14 protein-coding genes are annotated in these 19,041 nt (G+C 40.4%); 11 read left to right on the top strand and 3 right to left on the bottom strand.

Annotated features, from left to right (window positions below):
• Positions 1 to 4 precede the first annotated feature (4 nt).
• The 7 genes from JMN32_RS17290 (at position 5) to JMN32_RS17260 (ending at position 7,450) form a co-directional block, all read left to right on the top strand.
• Complete coding sequence (locus tag JMN32_RS17290) at positions 5 to 1,504, top strand: Do family serine endopeptidase (RefSeq protein ID WP_202857614.1); 1,500 nt, start codon at positions 5 to 7, stop codon at positions 1,502 to 1,504.
• A 129-nt stretch (positions 1,505 to 1,633) separates the two neighbouring features.
• Positions 1,634 to 3,367, top strand: a complete 1,734-nt coding sequence (gene acsA / locus JMN32_RS17285) for an acetate--CoA ligase (RefSeq protein WP_202857613.1) — start codon at positions 1,634 to 1,636, stop codon at positions 3,365 to 3,367.
• 254 nt (positions 3,368 to 3,621) lie between these two features.
• Positions 3,622 to 4,620 (top strand): pyruvate dehydrogenase (acetyl-transferring) E1 component subunit alpha, encoded by a 999-nt coding sequence (pdhA, locus tag JMN32_RS17280; RefSeq protein WP_238354522.1) that lies wholly within the window; start codon positions 3,622 to 3,624, stop codon positions 4,618 to 4,620.
• A gap of 56 nt (positions 4,621 to 4,676) precedes the next feature.
• The gene (locus tag JMN32_RS17275) at positions 4,677 to 5,048 is read left to right on the top strand and encodes a VOC family protein (RefSeq protein WP_202857612.1); all 372 of its coding nucleotides are present in this window, start codon (positions 4,677 to 4,679) and stop codon (positions 5,046 to 5,048) included.
• Positions 5,041 to 6,036, top strand: coding sequence for an alpha-ketoacid dehydrogenase subunit beta (locus JMN32_RS17270; protein ID WP_202857611.1), 996 nt, complete (start codon positions 5,041 to 5,043; stop codon positions 6,034 to 6,036). Before JMN32_RS17275 ends, JMN32_RS17270 begins: the two co-directional genes overlap by 8 nt.
• Positions 6,033 to 7,202 (top strand): dihydrolipoamide acetyltransferase family protein, encoded by a 1,170-nt coding sequence (locus JMN32_RS17265; RefSeq protein WP_202857610.1) that lies wholly within the window; start codon positions 6,033 to 6,035, stop codon positions 7,200 to 7,202. The genes JMN32_RS17270 and JMN32_RS17265 overlap by 4 nt, the downstream gene beginning before the upstream one ends.
• Positions 7,199 to 7,450, top strand: a complete 252-nt coding sequence (locus JMN32_RS17260; RefSeq protein ID WP_238354521.1) for an acyl carrier protein — start codon at positions 7,199 to 7,201, stop codon at positions 7,448 to 7,450. The genes JMN32_RS17265 and JMN32_RS17260 overlap by 4 nt, the downstream gene beginning before the upstream one ends.
• Positions 7,451 to 7,560: 110 nt before the next feature.
• Here JMN32_RS17260 and JMN32_RS17255 read toward each other — a convergent pair whose 3' ends face one another.
• From JMN32_RS17255 to JMN32_RS17245, 3 genes are all read right to left on the bottom strand, one after another.
• Positions 7,561 to 10,134 (bottom strand): calcium-translocating P-type ATPase, PMCA-type, encoded by a 2,574-nt coding sequence (locus JMN32_RS17255; RefSeq protein WP_202857609.1) that lies wholly within the window; start codon positions 10,132 to 10,134, stop codon positions 7,561 to 7,563.
• Position 10,135: 1 nt separating this feature from the next.
• A complete protein-coding gene (locus JMN32_RS17250; RefSeq protein ID WP_202857608.1) occupies positions 10,136 to 11,302 on the bottom strand; it encodes a cation:proton antiporter in 1,167 nt (388 codons plus the stop codon).
• 209 nt (positions 11,303 to 11,511) lie between these two features.
• Positions 11,512 to 12,651: a baeRF7 domain-containing protein gene (locus JMN32_RS17245; RefSeq protein ID WP_202857607.1), complete on the bottom strand. Its 1,140-nt coding sequence runs from the start codon at positions 12,649 to 12,651 to the stop codon at positions 11,512 to 11,514.
• A gap of 651 nt (positions 12,652 to 13,302) precedes the next feature.
• On the opposite strand from JMN32_RS17245, the gene ftsH reads away from it, so the two are divergent.
• The 4 genes from ftsH (at position 13,303) to JMN32_RS17225 (ending at position 18,816) form a co-directional block, all read left to right on the top strand.
• Positions 13,303 to 15,246 carry an ATP-dependent zinc metalloprotease FtsH gene (gene ftsH, locus JMN32_RS17240; protein WP_202857606.1) on the top strand — a complete coding sequence of 648 codons (1,944 nt, stop codon included), beginning with the start codon at positions 13,303 to 13,305 and terminating at the stop codon, positions 15,244 to 15,246.
• Between the two features lie 13 nt (positions 15,247 to 15,259).
• Entirely contained in the window at positions 15,260 to 16,237 is a 978-nt protein-coding gene (locus tag JMN32_RS17235) for a calcium/sodium antiporter (RefSeq protein ID WP_202857605.1), read from the top strand.
• A gap of 810 nt (positions 16,238 to 17,047) precedes the next feature.
• On the top strand, positions 17,048 to 17,917 hold the full coding sequence (locus tag JMN32_RS17230; protein WP_202857604.1) for a helix-turn-helix domain-containing protein: 870 nt from the start codon (positions 17,048 to 17,050) through the stop codon (positions 17,915 to 17,917).
• Between the two features lie 143 nt (positions 17,918 to 18,060).
• Positions 18,061 to 18,816 carry an MBL fold metallo-hydrolase gene (locus JMN32_RS17225; RefSeq protein ID WP_202857603.1) on the top strand — a complete coding sequence of 252 codons (756 nt, stop codon included), beginning with the start codon at positions 18,061 to 18,063 and terminating at the stop codon, positions 18,814 to 18,816.
• Positions 18,817 to 19,041 lie beyond the last annotated feature (225 nt).

Raw genomic sequence — 19,041 nt, 5'->3', positions numbered from 1 at the left:
AAAAATGAACCTTAAGCCTATCTCATTGCTTGTGGTATCATCACTTTTGCTGATCGCTTGCCAGGCACAGGAAAGAGAAAATACAAAAAGAGATATTGGCACCTTGCAAAGTAAGTATGGAGTAACTGCATCCAATATCTCATATACCGGGACTGTAGATTTCAGGCACGCAGCCAGAGTGGCAACTCCAGGGGTTGTACATATTAGGAGCACATATACAGTTGATGGTCAGGAAAATGGAAAAAACTTCTATGGGATTCCAGACCCTTTAAGAGATCTGCTTCGTAATGACCCTTTTTTCAAGCAATTTGATTTTCAATTTCCCGAGAGGAAATACAAGGTGGTGCCGAGGCAGACAGCAGGATCAGGAGTAATTCTTTCCAGTGACGGTTATATTGTAACAAACAATCATGTGATCGAGGGTGCTGATGAAATTGAAGTTACCTTGTATGACCGACATTCTTATAAAGGAAAGGTAATAGGTACCGATTCGCAAACTGATCTTGCGCTGGTCAGGATTGATGCCAATGAACTTTCATATATTACGTTTGGTAATAGCGATAGTGTAGAGGTAGGTCAGTGGGTGCTGGCCGTTGGCAACCCTTTTAATTTGGCCTCAACGGTAACCGCAGGAATCGTAAGTGCGAAAGCCCGTAATATCAATATTTTACAGGATCAGAACGCTATTGAGTCATTTATTCAGACTGATGCAGCGGTTAACCCTGGTAATAGTGGTGGGGCATTAGTGTCGCTGGATGGAAAGCTAATAGGGATCAATACCGCGATTGCCACTCCTACCGGTGTCTATGCAGGCTATGCTTTTGCTATTCCTTCTGATATTGTAAAAAAAGTTGTTGATGACCTAATGAATTTTGGAAAAGTCCAGCGTGCCGTGCTTGGCGTAATTATCAGTGATCTCAATAGTGAATTATCAGATGAATTAAACATTAAGCGAACTACCGGAGTCTATGTAAATAATGTTCTGGAAGGCGAAGCAGCTCAAAAAGCCGGGATTCGGAAGAAAGATGTGATCATTGCAATAGACGATATGGCAACTGACAGCTCTCCTGAGTTGCAGGAAATAATAGCCAGGAAAAAACCAGGAGAAAAAGTAAAAATTACCCTTATACGCAATGGTAAGGAATTAAAGCTGTACGCTACATTGGAAAGCCCGAAAGAAAAAACAATCGCTGCGGGGGCGGGTAAGGCATTATTAAAGGAACTAGGTGTTGAGTTGCAGGAAATAAGTAATGAAGATAAGCAAAAGTATAGTATAAAAAATGGTGTTATTGTAACCAGGCTATATGCTGGTAAATTGTCTGAGTATACAGATATTAAAGAAGGTTTTATTATAACTTCAGTCAACAATATTCCTATAAAATCGGTGGATGATTTTATCAGCGCTGTAGGGTCGCAGCAGGGAGGTATAATGCTCGAAGGCATATACCCGGGAGATCCTACTATCTATTACTATGCATTTGGCATGCAGGGGAGTTCAGGTTAGCGTAAACGTGCTCCTGATAGCTTGCCTTAGCATGACAACTATTATTGAACAATCTGTCATGAGTTCAAACGATGAGGTTACATTGTTTTTAATCGGACGATTGTAATATTCAATCTAAAAAAGGTAGTTATGCCTGATCTGAGAAACAAAACATTAAGTAGACCCAACCTTGCGGACTACGAAAGGCTGCGTAAAGAATTCTTCTGGGAAGAAGAACTTCGACAACTGGACCCACATGTTAAAAAACATGGGCTTAATATAGCTTATGAAGCGATCGATAAGCATTGTGAGGGGCCGCTTGAAAATCACACGGCTTTGCGATGGATACAAAAGGAGGGCACAATCCGGGATTATTCTTATGGGGAGCTCAAATCTCTAACAGCTTCGTTTGCTAATCTTTTACAGAAACTAGGTGTCAAAAAGGGAGAAACTGTATATTCTCTCATTGGCCGGGTTCCAGCGCTCTATATTGCAGCACTGGGCACTTTGAAATATACGGCTGTTTTTTGCCCGCTGTTTTCTGTTTTTGGTCCCGAGCCTATTTTGCAACGACTGAAAAGTGGTAATGTACGTGTTCTTGTAACCACAAAGGCTTTGTTTGATAAGAAAGTAAAAACATTGCTAAATGATTTGCCGGAGTTGAAATACATATTACTGACAGATATTGAAGAAGACCCTTCAGATCATATATTGTCCCTTAGTAAACATTTGGCTGATGTGCCTGATGTGTTTGAAATACCGTTTACCGAACCTGAGACGCCCGCATTATTGCACTTTACCAGCGGTACTACAGGTATGCCCAAAGGGGCATTGCATGTACACGAAGCGGTATTGATGCATTATGTTACTGGTAAATATGTGCTTGATTTTCAACCCGGTGATATTTTCTGGTGTACCGCTGACCCGGGATGGGTAACAGGTACTTCATATGGAATTATTGCACCATTGGTCAATGGAGTTACCAATATAGTAGATGAAGAAGAGTTTGATGTCACTCGCTGGTATACCCTATTGCAGGATCAAAAAGTAAATGTATGGTATACTGCACCTACTGCTATTCGCAGGTTGATGCGGGCTAATTTTATGCCTGTCGATAAATACGATTTAGAACATTTAAGGCTTATACTAAGTGTTGGGGAACCATTGAATCCCGAGGCAGTAACATGGGGTGAGAAGGCCTTTGGAGTGCCTGTTTTAGATAACTGGTGGCAAACCGAAACAGGAGGTATAATAATTGCCAACTACAGATCGATGGAAGTGAAGCCTGGATCTATGGGCAAGCCTCTTCCTGGCATTAAGGCAGCTATTGCAGAGATCATTGATAATAAATTCACAATTATTGATGAACCCGGTAAACAAGGGCATTTGGTTCTTAAAAGAGGTTGGCCATCTATGTTCAGGTCATATCTTCATCAAGAAGAGCGATACAATAAAAGCTTCCATGGAGACTGGTACATCTCAGGTGATTTGGCCAAACAAGATGAGGATGGCTATTTCTGGTTTGTTGGTCGTGCAGATGATATTATCAAAACATCAGGGCATATGGTAGGACCTTTTGAGGTGGAAAGCTGCTTGATGGAGCATCCCGCAGTGGCTGAGTCGGCAGTGATTGGTAAGCCAGACTCTATGATCAGAGAGCTGGTAAAAGCTTTTGTGGTATTGAAGATTGGCTTTGAAGCAAATGATGAATTGCGCCAGGATATTTTAGGGCATGCCCGTAAGAAATTAGGTCCGGCCATAGCACCCAAAGAGATTGAGTTTACGGAAAGTTTGCCAAAAACTCGTAGTGGTAAAATTATGAGAAGGCTTTTGAAAGCCAGAGAGATGGGAGTGCCCGAGGGTGATACTTCAACGTTGGAGTAATTATATCACCTGAAGTGATTATTTCAAAGTATTTTGAAGAGGGGCAGTGTCACTCTCCCTTCATCTCTCTTCTTCTCAGAGAGATGAAGGGGAATGGAAAACACCTTCATTCTTAAAGCCACTTTCTTCAATTCCTTAAGGTTATAGTGTAGGCTCAAGTGACAGATCTGTCATAATGAATGTCACGATTTCTTTAGATATATGTCATTTATTCATAGGGAAATTATGAGTTAATTCAATCTAAATCAACAACCATGAAAGAGACACCTGTAATTGAATCAAAACAAAGAGGACAAGTTGATCATAATCATGGAATGGAGCTACTCAGGCAGATGAAAAGCATCAGGGCCTTGGAAGATAAGGCCGCTGAAATGTACTCTAAAATGAAGATCAGGGGATTCTTACACCTTTACGTTGGAGAAGAAGCTGTGGCCGTTGGAGTTATGCAATCGTTGACTCAGGATGATAATGTCTTGTGTACCTATCGAGAACATGGTCACGCACTGGTACGAGGGATCAGCGCCCGAAAGATCATGGCCGAGATGTATGGGAAACAGGAAGGTTGCAGCCTGGGAAGGGGAGGATCAATGCATCTGTTTGACAAATCCAAGAAATTCTTCGGTGGTAATGCCATTGTTGCAGGTCATCTTCCATTGGCGGTGGGTATGGCTTTGGCTGATAAAAAACAGGAAAAAGGTGATATCACTGCCTGTTTCTTTGGAGAGGGAGCAGCAGCTGAAGGAGAATTTCATGAATCGCTAAACCTTGCCACTCTGTTTGAAGTGCCAGTACTTTTTGTGTGTGAAAATAATAGATATGCTATGGGCACAGCTCTTCAATATACCCACCACGAACAAAATCTTGAAAAAAAAGGCGTTGGATATGGAATAGAGGCAACTGCAGTGGATGGGATGAATGTGTTAGCGGTTGAAAAAGCTGCCCGTAAGGCTGTTAAATATATAAGAAAAACAGGTAAACCTTATTTCCTGGTTTGTAATACCTACCGTTATCGCGCTCATTCTATGTTTGATGCAGAATTATATCGCACCAAAGAAGAGGTAAAAGAATGGAAAAAGAGAGACCCCATTCAGACTTTTACCGATCAACTGTTAAAGCAAGGGCTGATCACTGAAAAGCAAATAAAAACCATGGATAAAGAGATAGAAAAAGAGATCGATGAAGCCGTTGATTATGCGGAAGCAGGTACCTGGGAACCGGTTGAGGATCTGGAAAAGTATGTTTATAGTAAGTAAATGACAAGCTGCAAAGGGTCATTTTTAAATGGTTTGGATGATAAATTATACTAAATATGGCAACACTAGTTCACTTTGATATACCGGCTGATGATCTAAACAGAGCTCGGACATTCTATAAAGAATTATTTGACTGGAAGTTCACAGAGATTCCTGGATTTGTAGAGTACTGTGAAATTGAGACCAATGACCTGAAAGGCAAGCCGAGCCTGGGGGGTGGAATTACCAAAAGGGAAAGTGAGCAACAAACAGGGATCACTAATTTCATCGGAGTAGATTCTATAGATAAAACACTGGCTAAAGTATCGGAATTAGGAGGTAAAATTATTCAGGCCAAGCAGCCGATTGCTACCTACGGATACCTTGCTGTGTGTTTAGATACTGAGGGTAATAAATTTGGCGTTTTTCAGGAGGATAAAAATGCATGAACAACAAACCATAGAAAAAATCACCTATCGCGATGCCTTGAGACAAGGTCTTGAGGAGGCCATGAGGAAGAACGATAAGGTTTTTCTCATGGGAGAAGATGTAGGAAGATACGGAGGGGCTTTCGCAGTAAGTAAAGGGCTTTTGGAAGAGTTTGGTGCTGATAGGATCATGGATGTGCCGTTATCAGAGTCGGGTTTTGTAGGTGCAGGCATAGGAGCAGCGCTGGGTGGCATGCGACCTGTTGTGGAGGTCATGACAGTCAACTTTAGCCTTCTGGCACTTGACCAGGTTGTCAACAATGCGGCCACCTTATTGCATATGTCTGGCGGTCAACTGAACGTGCCGGTTGTGATTCGCATAAGTTGTGGTATTGGCCGCCAGCTTGCTGCACAGCACTCGCATAGTTGGGAACCAATTTTTGCACACATTGCCGGGTTGAAAGTATTATCAGTAGGCACACACGAAGACGCCAGGTATATGTTGGGAATGGCTCTGCAAGAACTTGACCCTGTTGTGATTTTTGAGTATACCGCTATGCTCAACCATGAAAGTGAAATCCATGAAGACCAGATAGTCCGTGATATCAAAAAAGCCAAAGTCAGAAGAGGAGGTAAAAACCTTTCGATAATCACTTATGGCGCCGGGGTCTACAAAGCTTTAGAAGCTGCTGAAAAATTGATGGGAGTAGGTATAGATACGGAAGTACTGGACTTAAGAGTTTTAAGGCCACTTGATATTGATGCTATCCGGGCTACAGTAACCAAGACCCACCGTGTTCTGATCATAGAAGAAGCATGGAAATCTGTAGGTGTTGCTGCCGAGGTTACAGCTTTGATTATGGAGCATGCTTTTTACGAACTTGATGCTCCAGTGGAGAGGTTATGTGGTGCAGAAGTACCTATACCTTACCCCAAACACCTCGAGGATGCTTCCATACCCCAAACTGAAGATATAGTTGATAAGGTCAAAAAAATGGTAGGAAAATGATTGAGTTTACAATGCCCAGCCTGGGAGCTGATATGGAAGCCGGTACATTGCGAGAGTGGCACATTGAACCAGGAGATTATATAGAACATGGCGATATCATAGCCGATGTGGAAACACAAAAAGGTATTATAGAAGTAGAATGCTTTGATGAAGGGGTTGTGGAAAAGCTTCTTATTAAAGAAGATGAAAAAGTACCTGTTGGAACGGTTATGGCGCTTATTAATCCTGTGGGTGGAGAAGAGCGAGAGGAGGCTGTGGTTCATGAAAAACCTGAAAAGATGCATGAAACAAGAAGGGAACCCGTTCCCCATGTAGTTTCCCCTGTTGTTGAGCATCACAGGATCAAGATTTCACCATTGGCCAGGAAGATGGCCGAAGAAAACCATGTTGATTATACTGTGATTAAGGGAAGTGGCGAAAAGGGAGCCATAGTAAAAGAAGATATTGAAAAGGCTATTTCTCAAGAAGAAGAACAGCCAAAATCTACAGAAGAGAAGCCGGGGACTACGACTAATTTCAGAGAAGCCATTGCGGCAGCCATGACTAAATCCAATAGGGAAATACCGCATTATTATCTCGAAATAAAAGTGGATATGAGTAAATCACTGGATTGGCTGGCAGAAAGGAATAAACAGCGCCAGGTAAAGGAACGTATTTTACCGATCGCTCTACTCATTAAAGCTGTAGCTAAAGCTTTACAACAAGTACCGGACCTGAATGCTACTTGGGAAAATGGTTTGGTGAAGAAACCAGAGATCAACCCGGGGCTGGTTATTTCGCTTAGAACCGGAGGTATAGTTGTCCCTGCGGTCCGTCAGGCAGACCGGAAAAGTATAGAAGAGATTATGGAAACATTAAATAACCTGATACCACGGGCGAGAAGTTTCAAACTGAGAAGTTCCGAGATCAGCGATGGTACTGTCTCCATCACATCCTTGGGAGAAGGTGGCGCAGACCGGGTTTATGGTGTGATCTATCCCCCTCAGGTAGCACTGATAGGTTTGGGCTCCATAAAAAATGAGCCTTGGGTGGAAAATGACATGTTAGGAATTCGACCTGTCTTGTCTATAACGCTGGCTGCTGATCATAGGGCAACTGATGGGCATACAGGAGACCGTTTTCTTAAGGCATTAAGACAGCAATTATTAAACCCTGAAGTACTATGACAGCCATGACTAAAGAAGACTTGAAGAAATTACTTTTTCAATTGCTAAAAAGCATTGCCCCCGATGCAGAACCTGAAAAACTACGGCCAGATGAAAACATTAGGGAGGCGCTTGATATTGATTCCTTTGATTACCTGAGCTTCATTGTTGCTCTTGATGAGAAACTAGGGATTGAAACCCCGGAGGAGGACTATGGTAAGATCAGTACGTTGGATGACCTTATGAACTATTTGAGTGTAAGAACTTGAAAAACAGCCTCAATGATAGGCTGAGGTGCTTTCAGGGCCGATGGTACCTTTATCAGTGTGAGAGACCCCCTCATCAGATAATAGCTGTCATATTTCTCATGATAAATTTTTTAATCAGGTATCCATTTTACGATTATTCTGGTAATGGGTAGCGCAAACACAAATCCAACAATACAACCCCCCAGTAATATTCCCCACTCCTGCCACATTAGCGGCTCTACATAAAAGAACTGATTGAGAGGTGTATAGATGATTAATAGTTGTAGTAGTAAAGAACCAAATAATGAAAACAGCAACCATTTATTAGAAAACCAGGTGAGCTTTTCCATATAGCGGATTGAACCAATACGTACAAATTCATACAATATAAATCCGGTAAAAAGTGCCGTTCTGGCTTTTTCAACATCGTATTGCATTACGATGAAAAATGTAAGCAGCAAAATAGCTGTTTTCTTGATGCCTATAGCTCCTATTAGCCAACCCAATTGCTTGTTTATAATAGGTTCATTCCTTTTCCTGGGGTTCAGTTTCATTATATTACTGGCAGGAGGATCTACGCCAAGGGCCAAGGCCACCAATCCATCAGTCAACAGATTGACCCAGAGTAGTTGCACGGGAAATAAGATAGGATCTTCAAGTGAAAAGAAAATGGTAGAGAGGAAGATGACAGCGACTTCTGCAAAGTTGCAGGTAAGTAAATAGTTGATGAACTTTCTGATGTTGTTGAAAATAGTACGTCCTTCTTTTATAGCTTCCTTAATGGTGCTGAAATTATCATCCAGTAACACAATATCACTAGCCTGTTTAGCTACCTCTGTTCCCTTCTTGCCCATAGAAATGCCCACACTAGCTTTTTTTATGGCCAAGGCATCATTCACACCATCACCGGTCATGGCTACATTGTTGTTTTTTTCTAACGCTTCCAGTATCCGTAGTTTATGGAATGGATTGGTTCGTGCAAAAATGTTTATGTTTTGATTTAGTTTTGCTTCAATCTCTTCATCCTTCATTTTATCTAGATGAGCGCCGTCTATTTCTCCAGCACTGTCTAATCCTACCTGCCTGGCTATGGCACCTGCGGTCATGGGGTTGTCACCTGTGATCATAACCACTCGTATGCCTGCAGTTTTACATTCGAATAACGCCTGTTTTACCTCTTCTCTTGGCGGGTCTATCATACCTTGTAACCCTATCCATATTAAATTTTCTTCAACCCCATCCGTAATATCTTTTGTGGGCTTATAAGCGAAGCCCAGTACGCGTAACGCATCTTTAGCCATTCGAGCATTTTCATCCATCAATTCCTGTTTCAGTTCCTTTGTGAGATCCAGTACCTCACCATTTACTGCAATGCGATCACATTTCTGCAGAAGCACTTCAGGAGCACCCTTTGTAAAAGCGATATAATGTTCGGTTTCATCCACCATAACCACTGACATCATTTTCCGCTCAGAGCTAAAGGAGATTTCGTTGACCTTTTTGAAATTCCTTGCATGCTCTTTGGCCAGGTATTTCTCACTGACTTTGCGCAGCGCTATTTCTGTTTGCTCTCCAAAATATTGCCTTTCCCCATCCTCATTTACATTCATTGATGAATTATTGCATAAAATACCGCATTTAAGGAGGTGTTTGAGGGTAGGGGAGCCTGAAGGTAACTCTTCCATATCTGCTGTTATGGACAGTTGCTTGCCATCATAATACAGTTTGACCACGGTCATTTCATTTTGAGTTAGCGTACCTGTTTTGTCTGTACAGATCACATTAGCAGCGCCAACTGATTCTACAATGGACAGCTTTCTAATCAGTGCGTTTTTTCTGACCATGGCTCTTGCACCAACAGCTAGAGCCAGTACTACAACAGCCGGTAGCCCTTCAGGGATGGCAGCTACCGCAAGTGAGATGGCCGTGAGTAAGGCATTGTAAAAACCGAATTTAAAAAAGCCTATAACGGCAATAGCGATGCCTATTATCAGGGTGAGCATGGACATGTTTTTACCGAGCCTTCCCAGTTCTCTTTGAAAAGAAGACTTTTTCTCCTCCATTTCCTGAAGTTTGGAAGCTACCTTTCCAATACGCGTAGCCATACCTGTTTTTTCTACCAGTGCTTTCGCATTACCCTCAGTTACATAAGTATTGGCAAATACAGCATCTTCTATTTGTTTATGTATGGCTATCGATTCTCCGGTAAGTACAGATTCATCAACTTGGAGGTGAAAAGTTTCCAATAGTTGGCAGTCGGCCGTTACCATGTCACCCGGTTCAAGTAGTAGCAAATCACCTGGTACAACTTCAGCTGATAGAATCTCTGTTTCTTTTCCATCTCGGATTACACGAGCTTTAGGCACTGCCATTTTTTGCAAAGCCTCAATTGTTTTTTCTGCTTCATAATCCTGGATGAACCCAAAAACACCTGATAGAAATACGATAATAAGTATTAATAAGGCATCTACAGTATTGGAGTCTTGCCCGGGAAAGAAACCAACAGCCAGTGAGATAAAGGCTGCAGCGATCAGTACTAGTATAAGAGGAGACGTGAATTGTGATAACAATATCTTTAACGGGTTGACTCTGGCGGTACGGAGTAATTCATTGCGGCCTGTTTGGAGCAACCTTTTTCTGGCTTCTTTAGTAGTTAGCCCGTTTGATACTGTCTTGGGTTCAATAGTGTCTAAGTGCTGTTCCATATTATTCGGGTTTGAGAGCTACATTCCATTTTGCCAGCAGGTTAGCAAACAGCGGAGGCACGATGAACTTAAATAATATACTAGAGGCAATCAGAATAGAAAACAGATAGTCTCCTATTAGGTGGTTTTGGTAAAGCACTGTAATGATGACTATGCTTGTGCTGAAACGAACAGAAAGTGCTATACCCATGAGTAAGGACTTCTTAACACCTAATTCTTTTCTGGCAGACCACCAACTACCCAATAATTTGGCCAATTTTGAGATGAGGGTAATCAGAATAACTAGCCAGAAGTTGGTGATCAGGTAGTGAATATTTATTTCCATGCCAATCTGGAGAAAAAATATAGGGGCTAAAAAACCATAAGTGAGTAACTTGGTATGTGTTTTTAGAAGTTCAAGTTGTTCAGGAGTAACAAAATGTTTGATACTAACACCTGCAAGAATGGCAGCCAGAGCTTCCATGCCTGCCAGTTCACCTATGCCAACGTAGGTGAAGAAAAGAATTAGCATAAAACAAAGGATGATACCCGGATAGTCAGGTATTTTGATTTTAGGGATGAATCTTTTGATTGCAAATAACACTATTGTTAAAACAATGAGTAAAACAAAAGCAATCACCTCCTGTCCAATGCTCGTGTGAATATCACCTTCTATACCTAACAATACACTTAACCAAATTAGGGCCACCAACTCAACAATATCGTCAAGCGTTGCCACACCTATGATCGTTTGTCCTAGCTGTGTGTGAATAACATTGAACTCATCTAGTATGGGTACAAGTATGGCTTCACCCACTGTACCGAAAGACATAGCTACCAATATGGAAGGCAACCAAGGTGTACCAAAGGTAAAGTGGATGAATGTGCTGCCAAATAGCGTGGCAAGAGTTATAGTAACGAAAGTAGTTTTAAAGATAAGCTTACCAAGTTTTTTGACTTCACTCAGGTCAATTTCCAAACCTATAATAAAGAGAAGAAAATACATGCCTAGCTCAGAAAGCATAAGGAAAGCCGGATTGGTTTTTACAGTTGGATTAGGGTCGTATATTGCCAGGGCGATGCCAACAAGTAATGCTGCAAAGATCCAGGGCACTCTGGCCTTTTCAACCAAAGGGGCAAGCAGAAATATCAACAGGAAACAAATACTTAAAAATATGTAAATGCTCATATAATTATTTTTACATTATCATCTCCTCTCAACTTTTGTTGGTTGATATTTAAGTTAAAATGTACCGGACTGAATATGATATTGATGAAAAACAATCAAGAGAATGATTAATACCCTGATCAGGAAGAGTTGAAAACCGATGGGGCAAGAGTTTCACTCAACTTGAAAGTGGTTTCCTCTTTTTTGCTTTTAGGCAATGTTGACTTCATTTAATATCGATATAAGGCGCAAGTGGTCGACTGTAGCTCATCTTTGTCCATGAGATAAACATTACCTCCTTGTAAAAATACCTGAACTGCAGCCAGGTTGTTTAAAGATACATTATGTGTTAATTTCTCGGTTTCGATCTTTACACTAGTTTTATCAGGGTCATATACGCCCCAGATGTTTACGTCTTTTTCAACGAACAGGGTATCAATTTTACCATCCAGTGAAGCGCGTACGATGTCTTTAATGTTGCTGGATGTCCGGACAGTATCTTCATATTGCTTGAAAAGAGCCAGTTTACTATCCCTTGTTTTATTGAAGTAGGGCTCCATAATTTTCAGGGCCGCTTTATTTAGATCAAGGTCATTAAGGTCGGAAGGGTGACATGAGATAGGTTGTGGCATCAAATGAGGATATTGATTTACTTTTTTATATATGGGAAACATATAGTCAAGGCATGCGACCAGCAAGGGCGCACTTTCATTATTAAGCTTTTTCATGAGGCCTTTATTGATAGCTCTGAAAAAACGATTCATTTCATCTTTAAAATCTTCCTTACCTTCTCCATGACCATGAAAAGTGGCCACTCCTTGTTTTTGACTTTTTAACTGGAAGCTTTTTTGCTCATAATCAGACCCTACAACTTCCTCCAAGTGCGATGGAATATATTCATCAACCGCCACTTCGGTAATACCATATAGGTTTCCCTCGTATAACTTGACCCGCTGAAGTTCCAGAGCGAGAATGAAGAACTTGTGGTCGTCGATAAACATAGGCAATAGTGGCTCAAGATAAAATTCGTGAGACACATAGTTGAAAGGAGTAAAATTTAGTGGTAAAGTGTACTTATAGAAATGGTCATTCGAGAGGAATAGAGCCAATCCCTCAGATTGATATTTCCAGAAGGTTACATCCTCTAAAAGTGATTCGATAGGTTGAACTAATTTAGTAACTGCAGCCTCATTGATACGTAGATCTATAAGTTTGTTTTTCACATCTTTAAGCTGGTTCTTTAACTGTAGTTGATTTTCTTTTTTTAGTACTGCTTCACCTGATTCGTATGTAGGTAAGTAAATGGAAATGCAATGGTTAGCATGAATTTCTGCAAGTTTCCTTACCTCTTGCTTTGTAATGGTGGTCATGGCTACGAGGTTTCTTGAATTTTGTCATTAAATGAGCCCGAAATAAGTTTATTTAAACCTAGGTTTTACCCATCCAGGCCTTGGTTTTAGTTCGGAGATATACATCCTCAGGAATTCTCTTGTAACGATAAACATTGTCTCCAAATAATGAGGTTATCATCGAGAAACTGTTTTCAAAAGAATAAGTGGAGTCGTTGTTTTTGATAAAACGATCCGAAAGCCTCAGGACTAAATCTATCAATGGCTTTGGGTTCTAACATTCTGCGGAAATCATTTCGCATTAAAATTAAACCCATGCCCAAAATCTATACTCCTACATCGCATGATATAGTATAGCATCGAAAGCGATCAATATTCTAAAGAAAAATAGTGGAAGTATGGCTTTTCAGAAATGACCTTGATCGTCAGAGGCAAAAATCTTTGTCATAGACAAATTTTATCATGTTGAGGTACTTTGATTAGGCAATACTCAGTCAAGCTCCAGGGACTTTTACGGATGTTTGATATAGTCTACTTCGGGTGCACTTATAATTTTTGGATTACTTTGAAAATAGCAATGATTTGAATCAAATGGGTTATTGATGCAAGTCATTTATTAATAGTTATTTGTGACCTACCTTTTACGAGGTATTGCTGTAAGCCTCTATAGTCATGGCTAGGAAAAATCAAAAAAAACTCAATCAACGAAAACTCCCAACGGGCCTCTCTAGGTGGGTGTATGTCTTATTCTTCATGGTGATGGCCATTCTTTTACTTTACAATGGTGGCAGTGAAAAAGTTATAACCTGGAAGCGCTTTGAGCAGCAGATGCTACTTAGTGGAGATGTAAGTAGGGTAGAGGTGATTAACGAACGTAAGGTCCAGGTATATATAAAGTCAGAAAGTCTGGATAAGGTAGAGTACAACGATGCAGCAAAAAATTTTATGGGTAAAAAACTGTTGAATGGACCTCACTATTATTTCAACATAGGTTCAGTAGAGGTTTTTCACCAAGATATGGAAACTGCCCAGGAAGGAAAACCTAAAGCTGACCACCTTACGGTAATATACAAAGAAGAAACGGAGTGGCTACCCAATATCTTAGGATGGTTAATACCTTTTGGGTTGATCATTCTATTTTCAGTATTCTTACTTCGTGGAGCTTCTTCAGGAATGAAGAATATGGGACGTTCGGTATTTAATTTTGGTCAAATAGCTAAAAAAGAGATCGATACGGATGCAGTAAGAAAAACAACTTTCGATGATGTAGCGGGTCTTGAAGAAGCTAAAGAGGAGATTTATGAACTCGTTAAGTTTTTAAAAGCCCCTCAGAAATACAGTAAACTAGGAGCTAAAATCCCTAAAGGGATTTTATTGGTTGGCCCTCCAGGCACAGGTAAAACCTTGCTTGCCAAGGCAGTGGCCGGAGAGGCTGGTGTGCCTTTTTTTTCCTTGTCAGGATCTGAATTCGTTGAGATGTTTGTGGGCGTTGGAGCAGCGCGCATGCGTGATTTGTTTGAGAAAGCCAAAGCCAAAGCCCCTTGCATCATCTTTATTGATGAAATTGATACTGTGGGGAGAAATCGTGGAAAAGCCGGAGCCTTTCAGGCTAATGATGAAAGAGAGAATACCCTCAACCAATTGCTGGCCGAACTCGATGGCTTTGATTCAGATACTGGTGTGATCGTATTGGCCGCTACTAACCGGGGTGATGTTCTTGATCCGGCGCTTCTTCGTCCGGGTAGGTTTGACAGGCATATTCATTTAGAACTGCCCGGCCTTAAAGAGCGGGCAGCCATATTTGCTGTACATATGATGCCTTTGAAGTTGAATAAAGAAGTGGATAATGAACTTTTGGCAGCGCAAACACCCGGGTTTTCTGGTGCTGACATCGCCAATATATGCAATGAGGCGGCATTAATAGCCGCAAGAAGAGAAAAAGAAGAGGTAGAAAGTGTTGATTTTATGGACGCCATAGACAGAGTAATAGGAGGTCTGGAAAAGAGAAGTAAAATTATTACTCCTGCAGAGAAAGAGCGCATAGCCTTTCATGAGGCAGGCCATGTTACAGCCAGTTGGTTTTTAGAACATGCTTACCCCGTTTTGAAAGTATCAATAATACCCCGGGGTAAATCGTTAGGGGCGGCCTGGTACCTGCCTGAAGAGCGCCAGATCATTACCCGATCTGAGTTTTTTGATGCTATTTGTGGAGCTTTGGGAGGGCGCGTATCTGAAAGTATATTCTTTGATGAAGTGTCTTCAAATGCGGTGGATGATCTTGAAAAAGTGACCAGGCAGGCTTATGCTATGGTCACTATCTATGGACTAAGTGATAAGATTAGGAACATTAGTTATTATGATTCTACAGGTCAGTCTGAAAATGCTTTGCATAAGCCATATAGCGAAAAAACAGCAGAGAAAATAGACCAGGAAGTACAGGAAATAGTGGATGAGGCTTATGAAAACACCAGGAAGCTATTGTCAGATCATAAGGAGCAACTTGAACAACTTGCCAGGCAGCTTATAAAGAAGGAGATCTTATACAAAGAAGATATAGAGAAAATCTTAGGCAAACGAACGTTTAAGCCTCCTGTTCCGGATGATATAGTCGTATGAACAAAATTATGCTATGGATGATTTCATCCTTCTTTTGGTTGGGATTTTTGGGCTTTGGGGAGGAACTCAAATTACTATTAAAAATGCTGCACTGATAGCAGAGGAATTTCATGTATCGGAGTTATTTATTGGACTTACGATTTTGGCATTTGGTACTGACTTGCCTGAGTTGATTGTAGCTATTGATGGCAGCATCCACAACCTTCATGGAGAACAGACCTCACGTATTATTGTTGGCAATGCAATAGGCAGCTCAGTGTGTCAAATCAGTGTGGTAATTGGTGTGGTGGCAATATATAGCTTGCTTTCTATAGACAAAAAACAATTGCAGCACCTGGCGATAGAACTCCTGGGGTCAATTGTATTACTCTCTTTAGTGGCCTTTGATCATATTGTGACCTGGAATGATGGAGCCTTACTCATCATAGCCTTTCTTATTTATTTTTTCACCTTGTGGCAGGGAGAAAAGCATGCCAAAGCAAGTGAAATTAAGGCTGAAATCCCACCTAAACCACCCGCCCCTAAAAGAGGAACAATTTGGGCCAGGTTTCCGGTGCAAATCATATTATTGGTCCTGGGGTTGGCAATAGTTGCATTTAGTTCTGAGTTTACGATAGACCATGCTTTGGCTATCGCTCAAATTTGGAGTATTCAACAATCATTTATAGGTGCAGTGATAGTAGGGCTGGGTACAAGTTTACCAGAACTGGCAATTTCTATTAATGCAATAGCAAACAATAAATCAGGGCTATCTATTGGGAATATAGTAGGTAGCAATATTTTTGATCTGCTTGTGCCAATTGGTATTGCTTCGCTTATCTCAGATATAAAAGTGGAGGGTCCGGTATTGTGGTTTGATATGCCCTATTTGTTTGTGCTTACAGGTACAGTTATTTATTTTTTTACTAGAGAAAGGGGGTTACAACATTGGGAAGGGATAGGCTTAACAGTTATGTACCTGGTTTATGCCTTTGTCAAATTCTTCCTGTAAATGAAGGTTTTAAGTAAAGAGAAAGGGTAGGAATTTGTATTGGATGCCAGGGGTATCTTCAGTTTTCTCAGCCTGACCAATTTTTGTGGCCCAAATGCTTTTTGTTGAATAAAAACAAAAAGCGGGAAACTTACCTTTTGATAGATAAACTTCCCGCTCATTTAAATACTTCGTAAAGTATATTAAACGTCAAGCTATTGTTATTATGGCTTCATCATCCAGTCGTAACTTTCAGAATCTAATCAAACACTGTCTTAACAATCCCAACTTCCTAATCCGTAGACGAGAAAGAATTTCATGATCAGGCTCATGTTTAATCATACTGTTTCCAGTAAGCCTTTTATCATTTACTTGATATTATAAAGGTACAACATGCTATTAAAGTAGTTGATGACCGATTACTTTATTCGTAATGATTTTGATCATAATTTCATCGTTATTCGGTCGATTCTATCATTTTATTTAATTTTTGTCGAGTATGCTCTGTCTCTTCAATTTTCAATAATAGCTCATAATATTCATGGCTTTATCACTTTCATTTTGAGTGCGATAGCATCATGTCCCGCCATTAAAGGGCTACTCTGTTCTGACTTTTGTTTTCTAATACTCGACATGCTTCTTTTAAAACTCAAATTATCTTACTGAATTGGGGATCAATTGAAATATGGCCGTCAAATAATTCAGCATGGTGGATTGGGACGTTAACAATAATGTCCCACCTGAATATCTCCATAAAGCTCAGCAGCAATATGCCATACTCAAAACAGAAAATTTCAGGATGACGAGCAAATAAGCTAATTTTAAAACCTCATGAAGCATATAAAATTCAATAAGACCATATGCGGGGTAGATTTTCTTCTCAATGTGCTTGAGTTCAACAACGATAAAAGCAGCGGGTTATTTAGTGAAGTGCAGTCCACTGATTTCTTTCAAATTATCTTTATCAAGGAGGCGAGTGGCAGGTTACAATTAAACCAAAGTGAAATTAATGTCTCAGACAACTCCATTATATTCATTTCCCAATTCCAGCAGTATCAGTGGAAAATAGATAAGGGGAGTAGCTTTAGGGCACATGTATTGGTGTTTCAGGAAGATTTTTTGAATGAGTTCTTTGCTGATAAATATTTTAGTTATCGCTTACTTTATTTTTATCAAACACAGTATCCTCTTCATATAGCCGTTGATGAGGCTGAAAGGAAGGCATACCTGGAGCAGCTTTTAAAGATCAAAGAAGAGCTGGTTTGTCCAAAAAGTGATAGCGCTCATCTCATACGTTCATTAGTCTATTATATGCTTATAAGTTTGAATCGTGCATATGCTGAAAAATACAATGTAGAAACCGCTATTAATCAGGATAATGTGGCTTATGAGTTTAGAAAACTCGTGGAAGAGAATATCTGCTCTAAGCAAAGAATAGAAGACTATACAGCATTGATGGGGGTCAGTAGGATTACACTCAATAAACTGGTCAAAGCTCAATTTAATGTAACCGCTTCCGATTTTATCAAGTCCCGGCTTCTGTTTGAGGTAAAGATGAAACTGATCTACACCCAACTTACCATTGCTCAAATTGCCGCTGAGCTGAACTTTTCAGAACCCAACCATTTATCTCGTCTGTTTAAAAGCCGGGAAGGAGTTACCCCAATTGAATTTAGAGAAGGTTATCAAAATGGTATGTAATAACCAGTGACTGGTAGCTTTTAGGAGTCTGCTAAATAGAACCTTTGCGTAAGCAATTTGATCAAACGCGAGTTACTATTTAATCATTGTTTTACATGTTATGCTCCGATTTGGATAGGCATGCAAAACCAAAACAGACAGATATGGAAAAGATAGAAATTCAGCTTATCAGAAATGCAACCTTAAAAATTAAGTATGCGGGCAAAACGCTTTTGGTAGACCCGGCACTGGGAGCAAAGCATAGCTTCAGATCATTCGTCGAGCCCGGCAAAAACCTGAACCCAACGGTTGATTTGCCTATAACGGTAGAGGAGGTTGTTGCAGATCTTGACGCCATTTTGCTTACCCATACACACCCTGATCATTTTGATATTGCCGCTGTTGAGATATTAGATAAAAGCTTACCTTTTTATGCACCGCCTGTAGATGCGGGCAAAGTTCAAGAGGCGGGTTTTCGAAATGTTCAAGTCATAGAGGATAAGGGGGAATTGGGTGATATAACCATTACAAGAACAGGAGGGAAGCATGGCCCGGAAGAACAGTTGAACCTCCTTGGAGAGGTGGCGGGCTTTGTCCTTCAGGCCGGAGGTTATCCAATAGTTTATATTATAGGTGACTGTATTTGGGATGCTGAGATTGAAAATAACCTCAAAACGATCAAGCCAGACATCGTCATTACCAATTCTGGTGGTGCGGTATTCATGGGACAAGTCAGGATTTTAATGAATGAAGAAGAGACCATAAAAGTGGCCAAAGCTGTTCCTGATGCTACTGTTATTGCGGTTCATATGGAGGCTTTAGATCATTGTAAAACAACTAGAGAAACGTTAAAGGCTGCTGCTGTTGCAAATAATATAGATGTTGTGATTCCAATGGATGGGGATGTTGTGATGGGTTAGAGTATGCATATGCCTCAATTACTTTCTTTATTAAATTACACAATTCCCAATCTAGGTGTATTGCGGTTTGTTATGCTTAATTGGCCTTTGAAATAAAAAGTGATTAATATTGCAAATTGATCCTAGCTAGTTTATAGGATATTTACGCTAAATGCTAATGGCTATAAAAAAGTTAATACTTATTTTTTGCATATTCATTTTTAATGTACCGATAATTTTTGGCCA

Source organism: Fulvivirga marina, assembly GCF_016775155.1.
Classification (GTDB): Bacteria; Bacteroidota; Bacteroidia; order Cytophagales; family Cyclobacteriaceae; genus Fulvivirga; species Fulvivirga marina.
The sequence above is the reverse complement of the archived record's forward strand: the minus strand, read 5'-3'. Positions and strand labels throughout refer to the sequence as shown.

Coding starts and splice junctions, on each gene's coding strand:
- ftsH (WP_202857606.1), top strand. CDS start 13,303: ATGGCTAGGAAAAATCAAAAAAAACTCAATCAACGAAAACTCCCAACG.
- JMN32_RS17255 (WP_202857609.1), bottom strand. CDS start 10,134: ATGGAACAGCACTTAGACACTATTGAACCCAAGACAGTATCAAACGGG.
- acsA (WP_202857613.1), top strand. CDS start 1,634: ATGCCTGATCTGAGAAACAAAACATTAAGTAGACCCAACCTTGCGGAC.
- JMN32_RS17265 (WP_202857610.1), top strand. CDS start 6,033: ATGATTGAGTTTACAATGCCCAGCCTGGGAGCTGATATGGAAGCCGGT.
- JMN32_RS17275 (WP_202857612.1), top strand. CDS start 4,677: ATGGCAACACTAGTTCACTTTGATATACCGGCTGATGATCTAAACAGA.
- JMN32_RS17245 (WP_202857607.1), bottom strand. CDS start 12,651: ATGACCACCATTACAAAGCAAGAGGTAAGGAAACTTGCAGAAATTCAT.
- JMN32_RS17225 (WP_202857603.1), top strand. CDS start 18,061: ATGGAAAAGATAGAAATTCAGCTTATCAGAAATGCAACCTTAAAAATT.
- JMN32_RS17250 (WP_202857608.1), bottom strand. CDS start 11,302: ATGAGCATTTACATATTTTTAAGTATTTGTTTCCTGTTGATATTTCTG.
- JMN32_RS17290 (WP_202857614.1), top strand. CDS start 5: ATGAACCTTAAGCCTATCTCATTGCTTGTGGTATCATCACTTTTGCTG.
- pdhA (WP_238354522.1), top strand. CDS start 3,622: ATGAAAGAGACACCTGTAATTGAATCAAAACAAAGAGGACAAGTTGAT.
- JMN32_RS17235 (WP_202857605.1), top strand. CDS start 15,260: ATGGATGATTTCATCCTTCTTTTGGTTGGGATTTTTGGGCTTTGGGGA.
- JMN32_RS17230 (WP_202857604.1), top strand. CDS start 17,048: ATGAAGCATATAAAATTCAATAAGACCATATGCGGGGTAGATTTTCTT.
- JMN32_RS17260 (WP_238354521.1), top strand. CDS start 7,199: ATGACAGCCATGACTAAAGAAGACTTGAAGAAATTACTTTTTCAATTG.
- JMN32_RS17270 (WP_202857611.1), top strand. CDS start 5,041: ATGCATGAACAACAAACCATAGAAAAAATCACCTATCGCGATGCCTTG.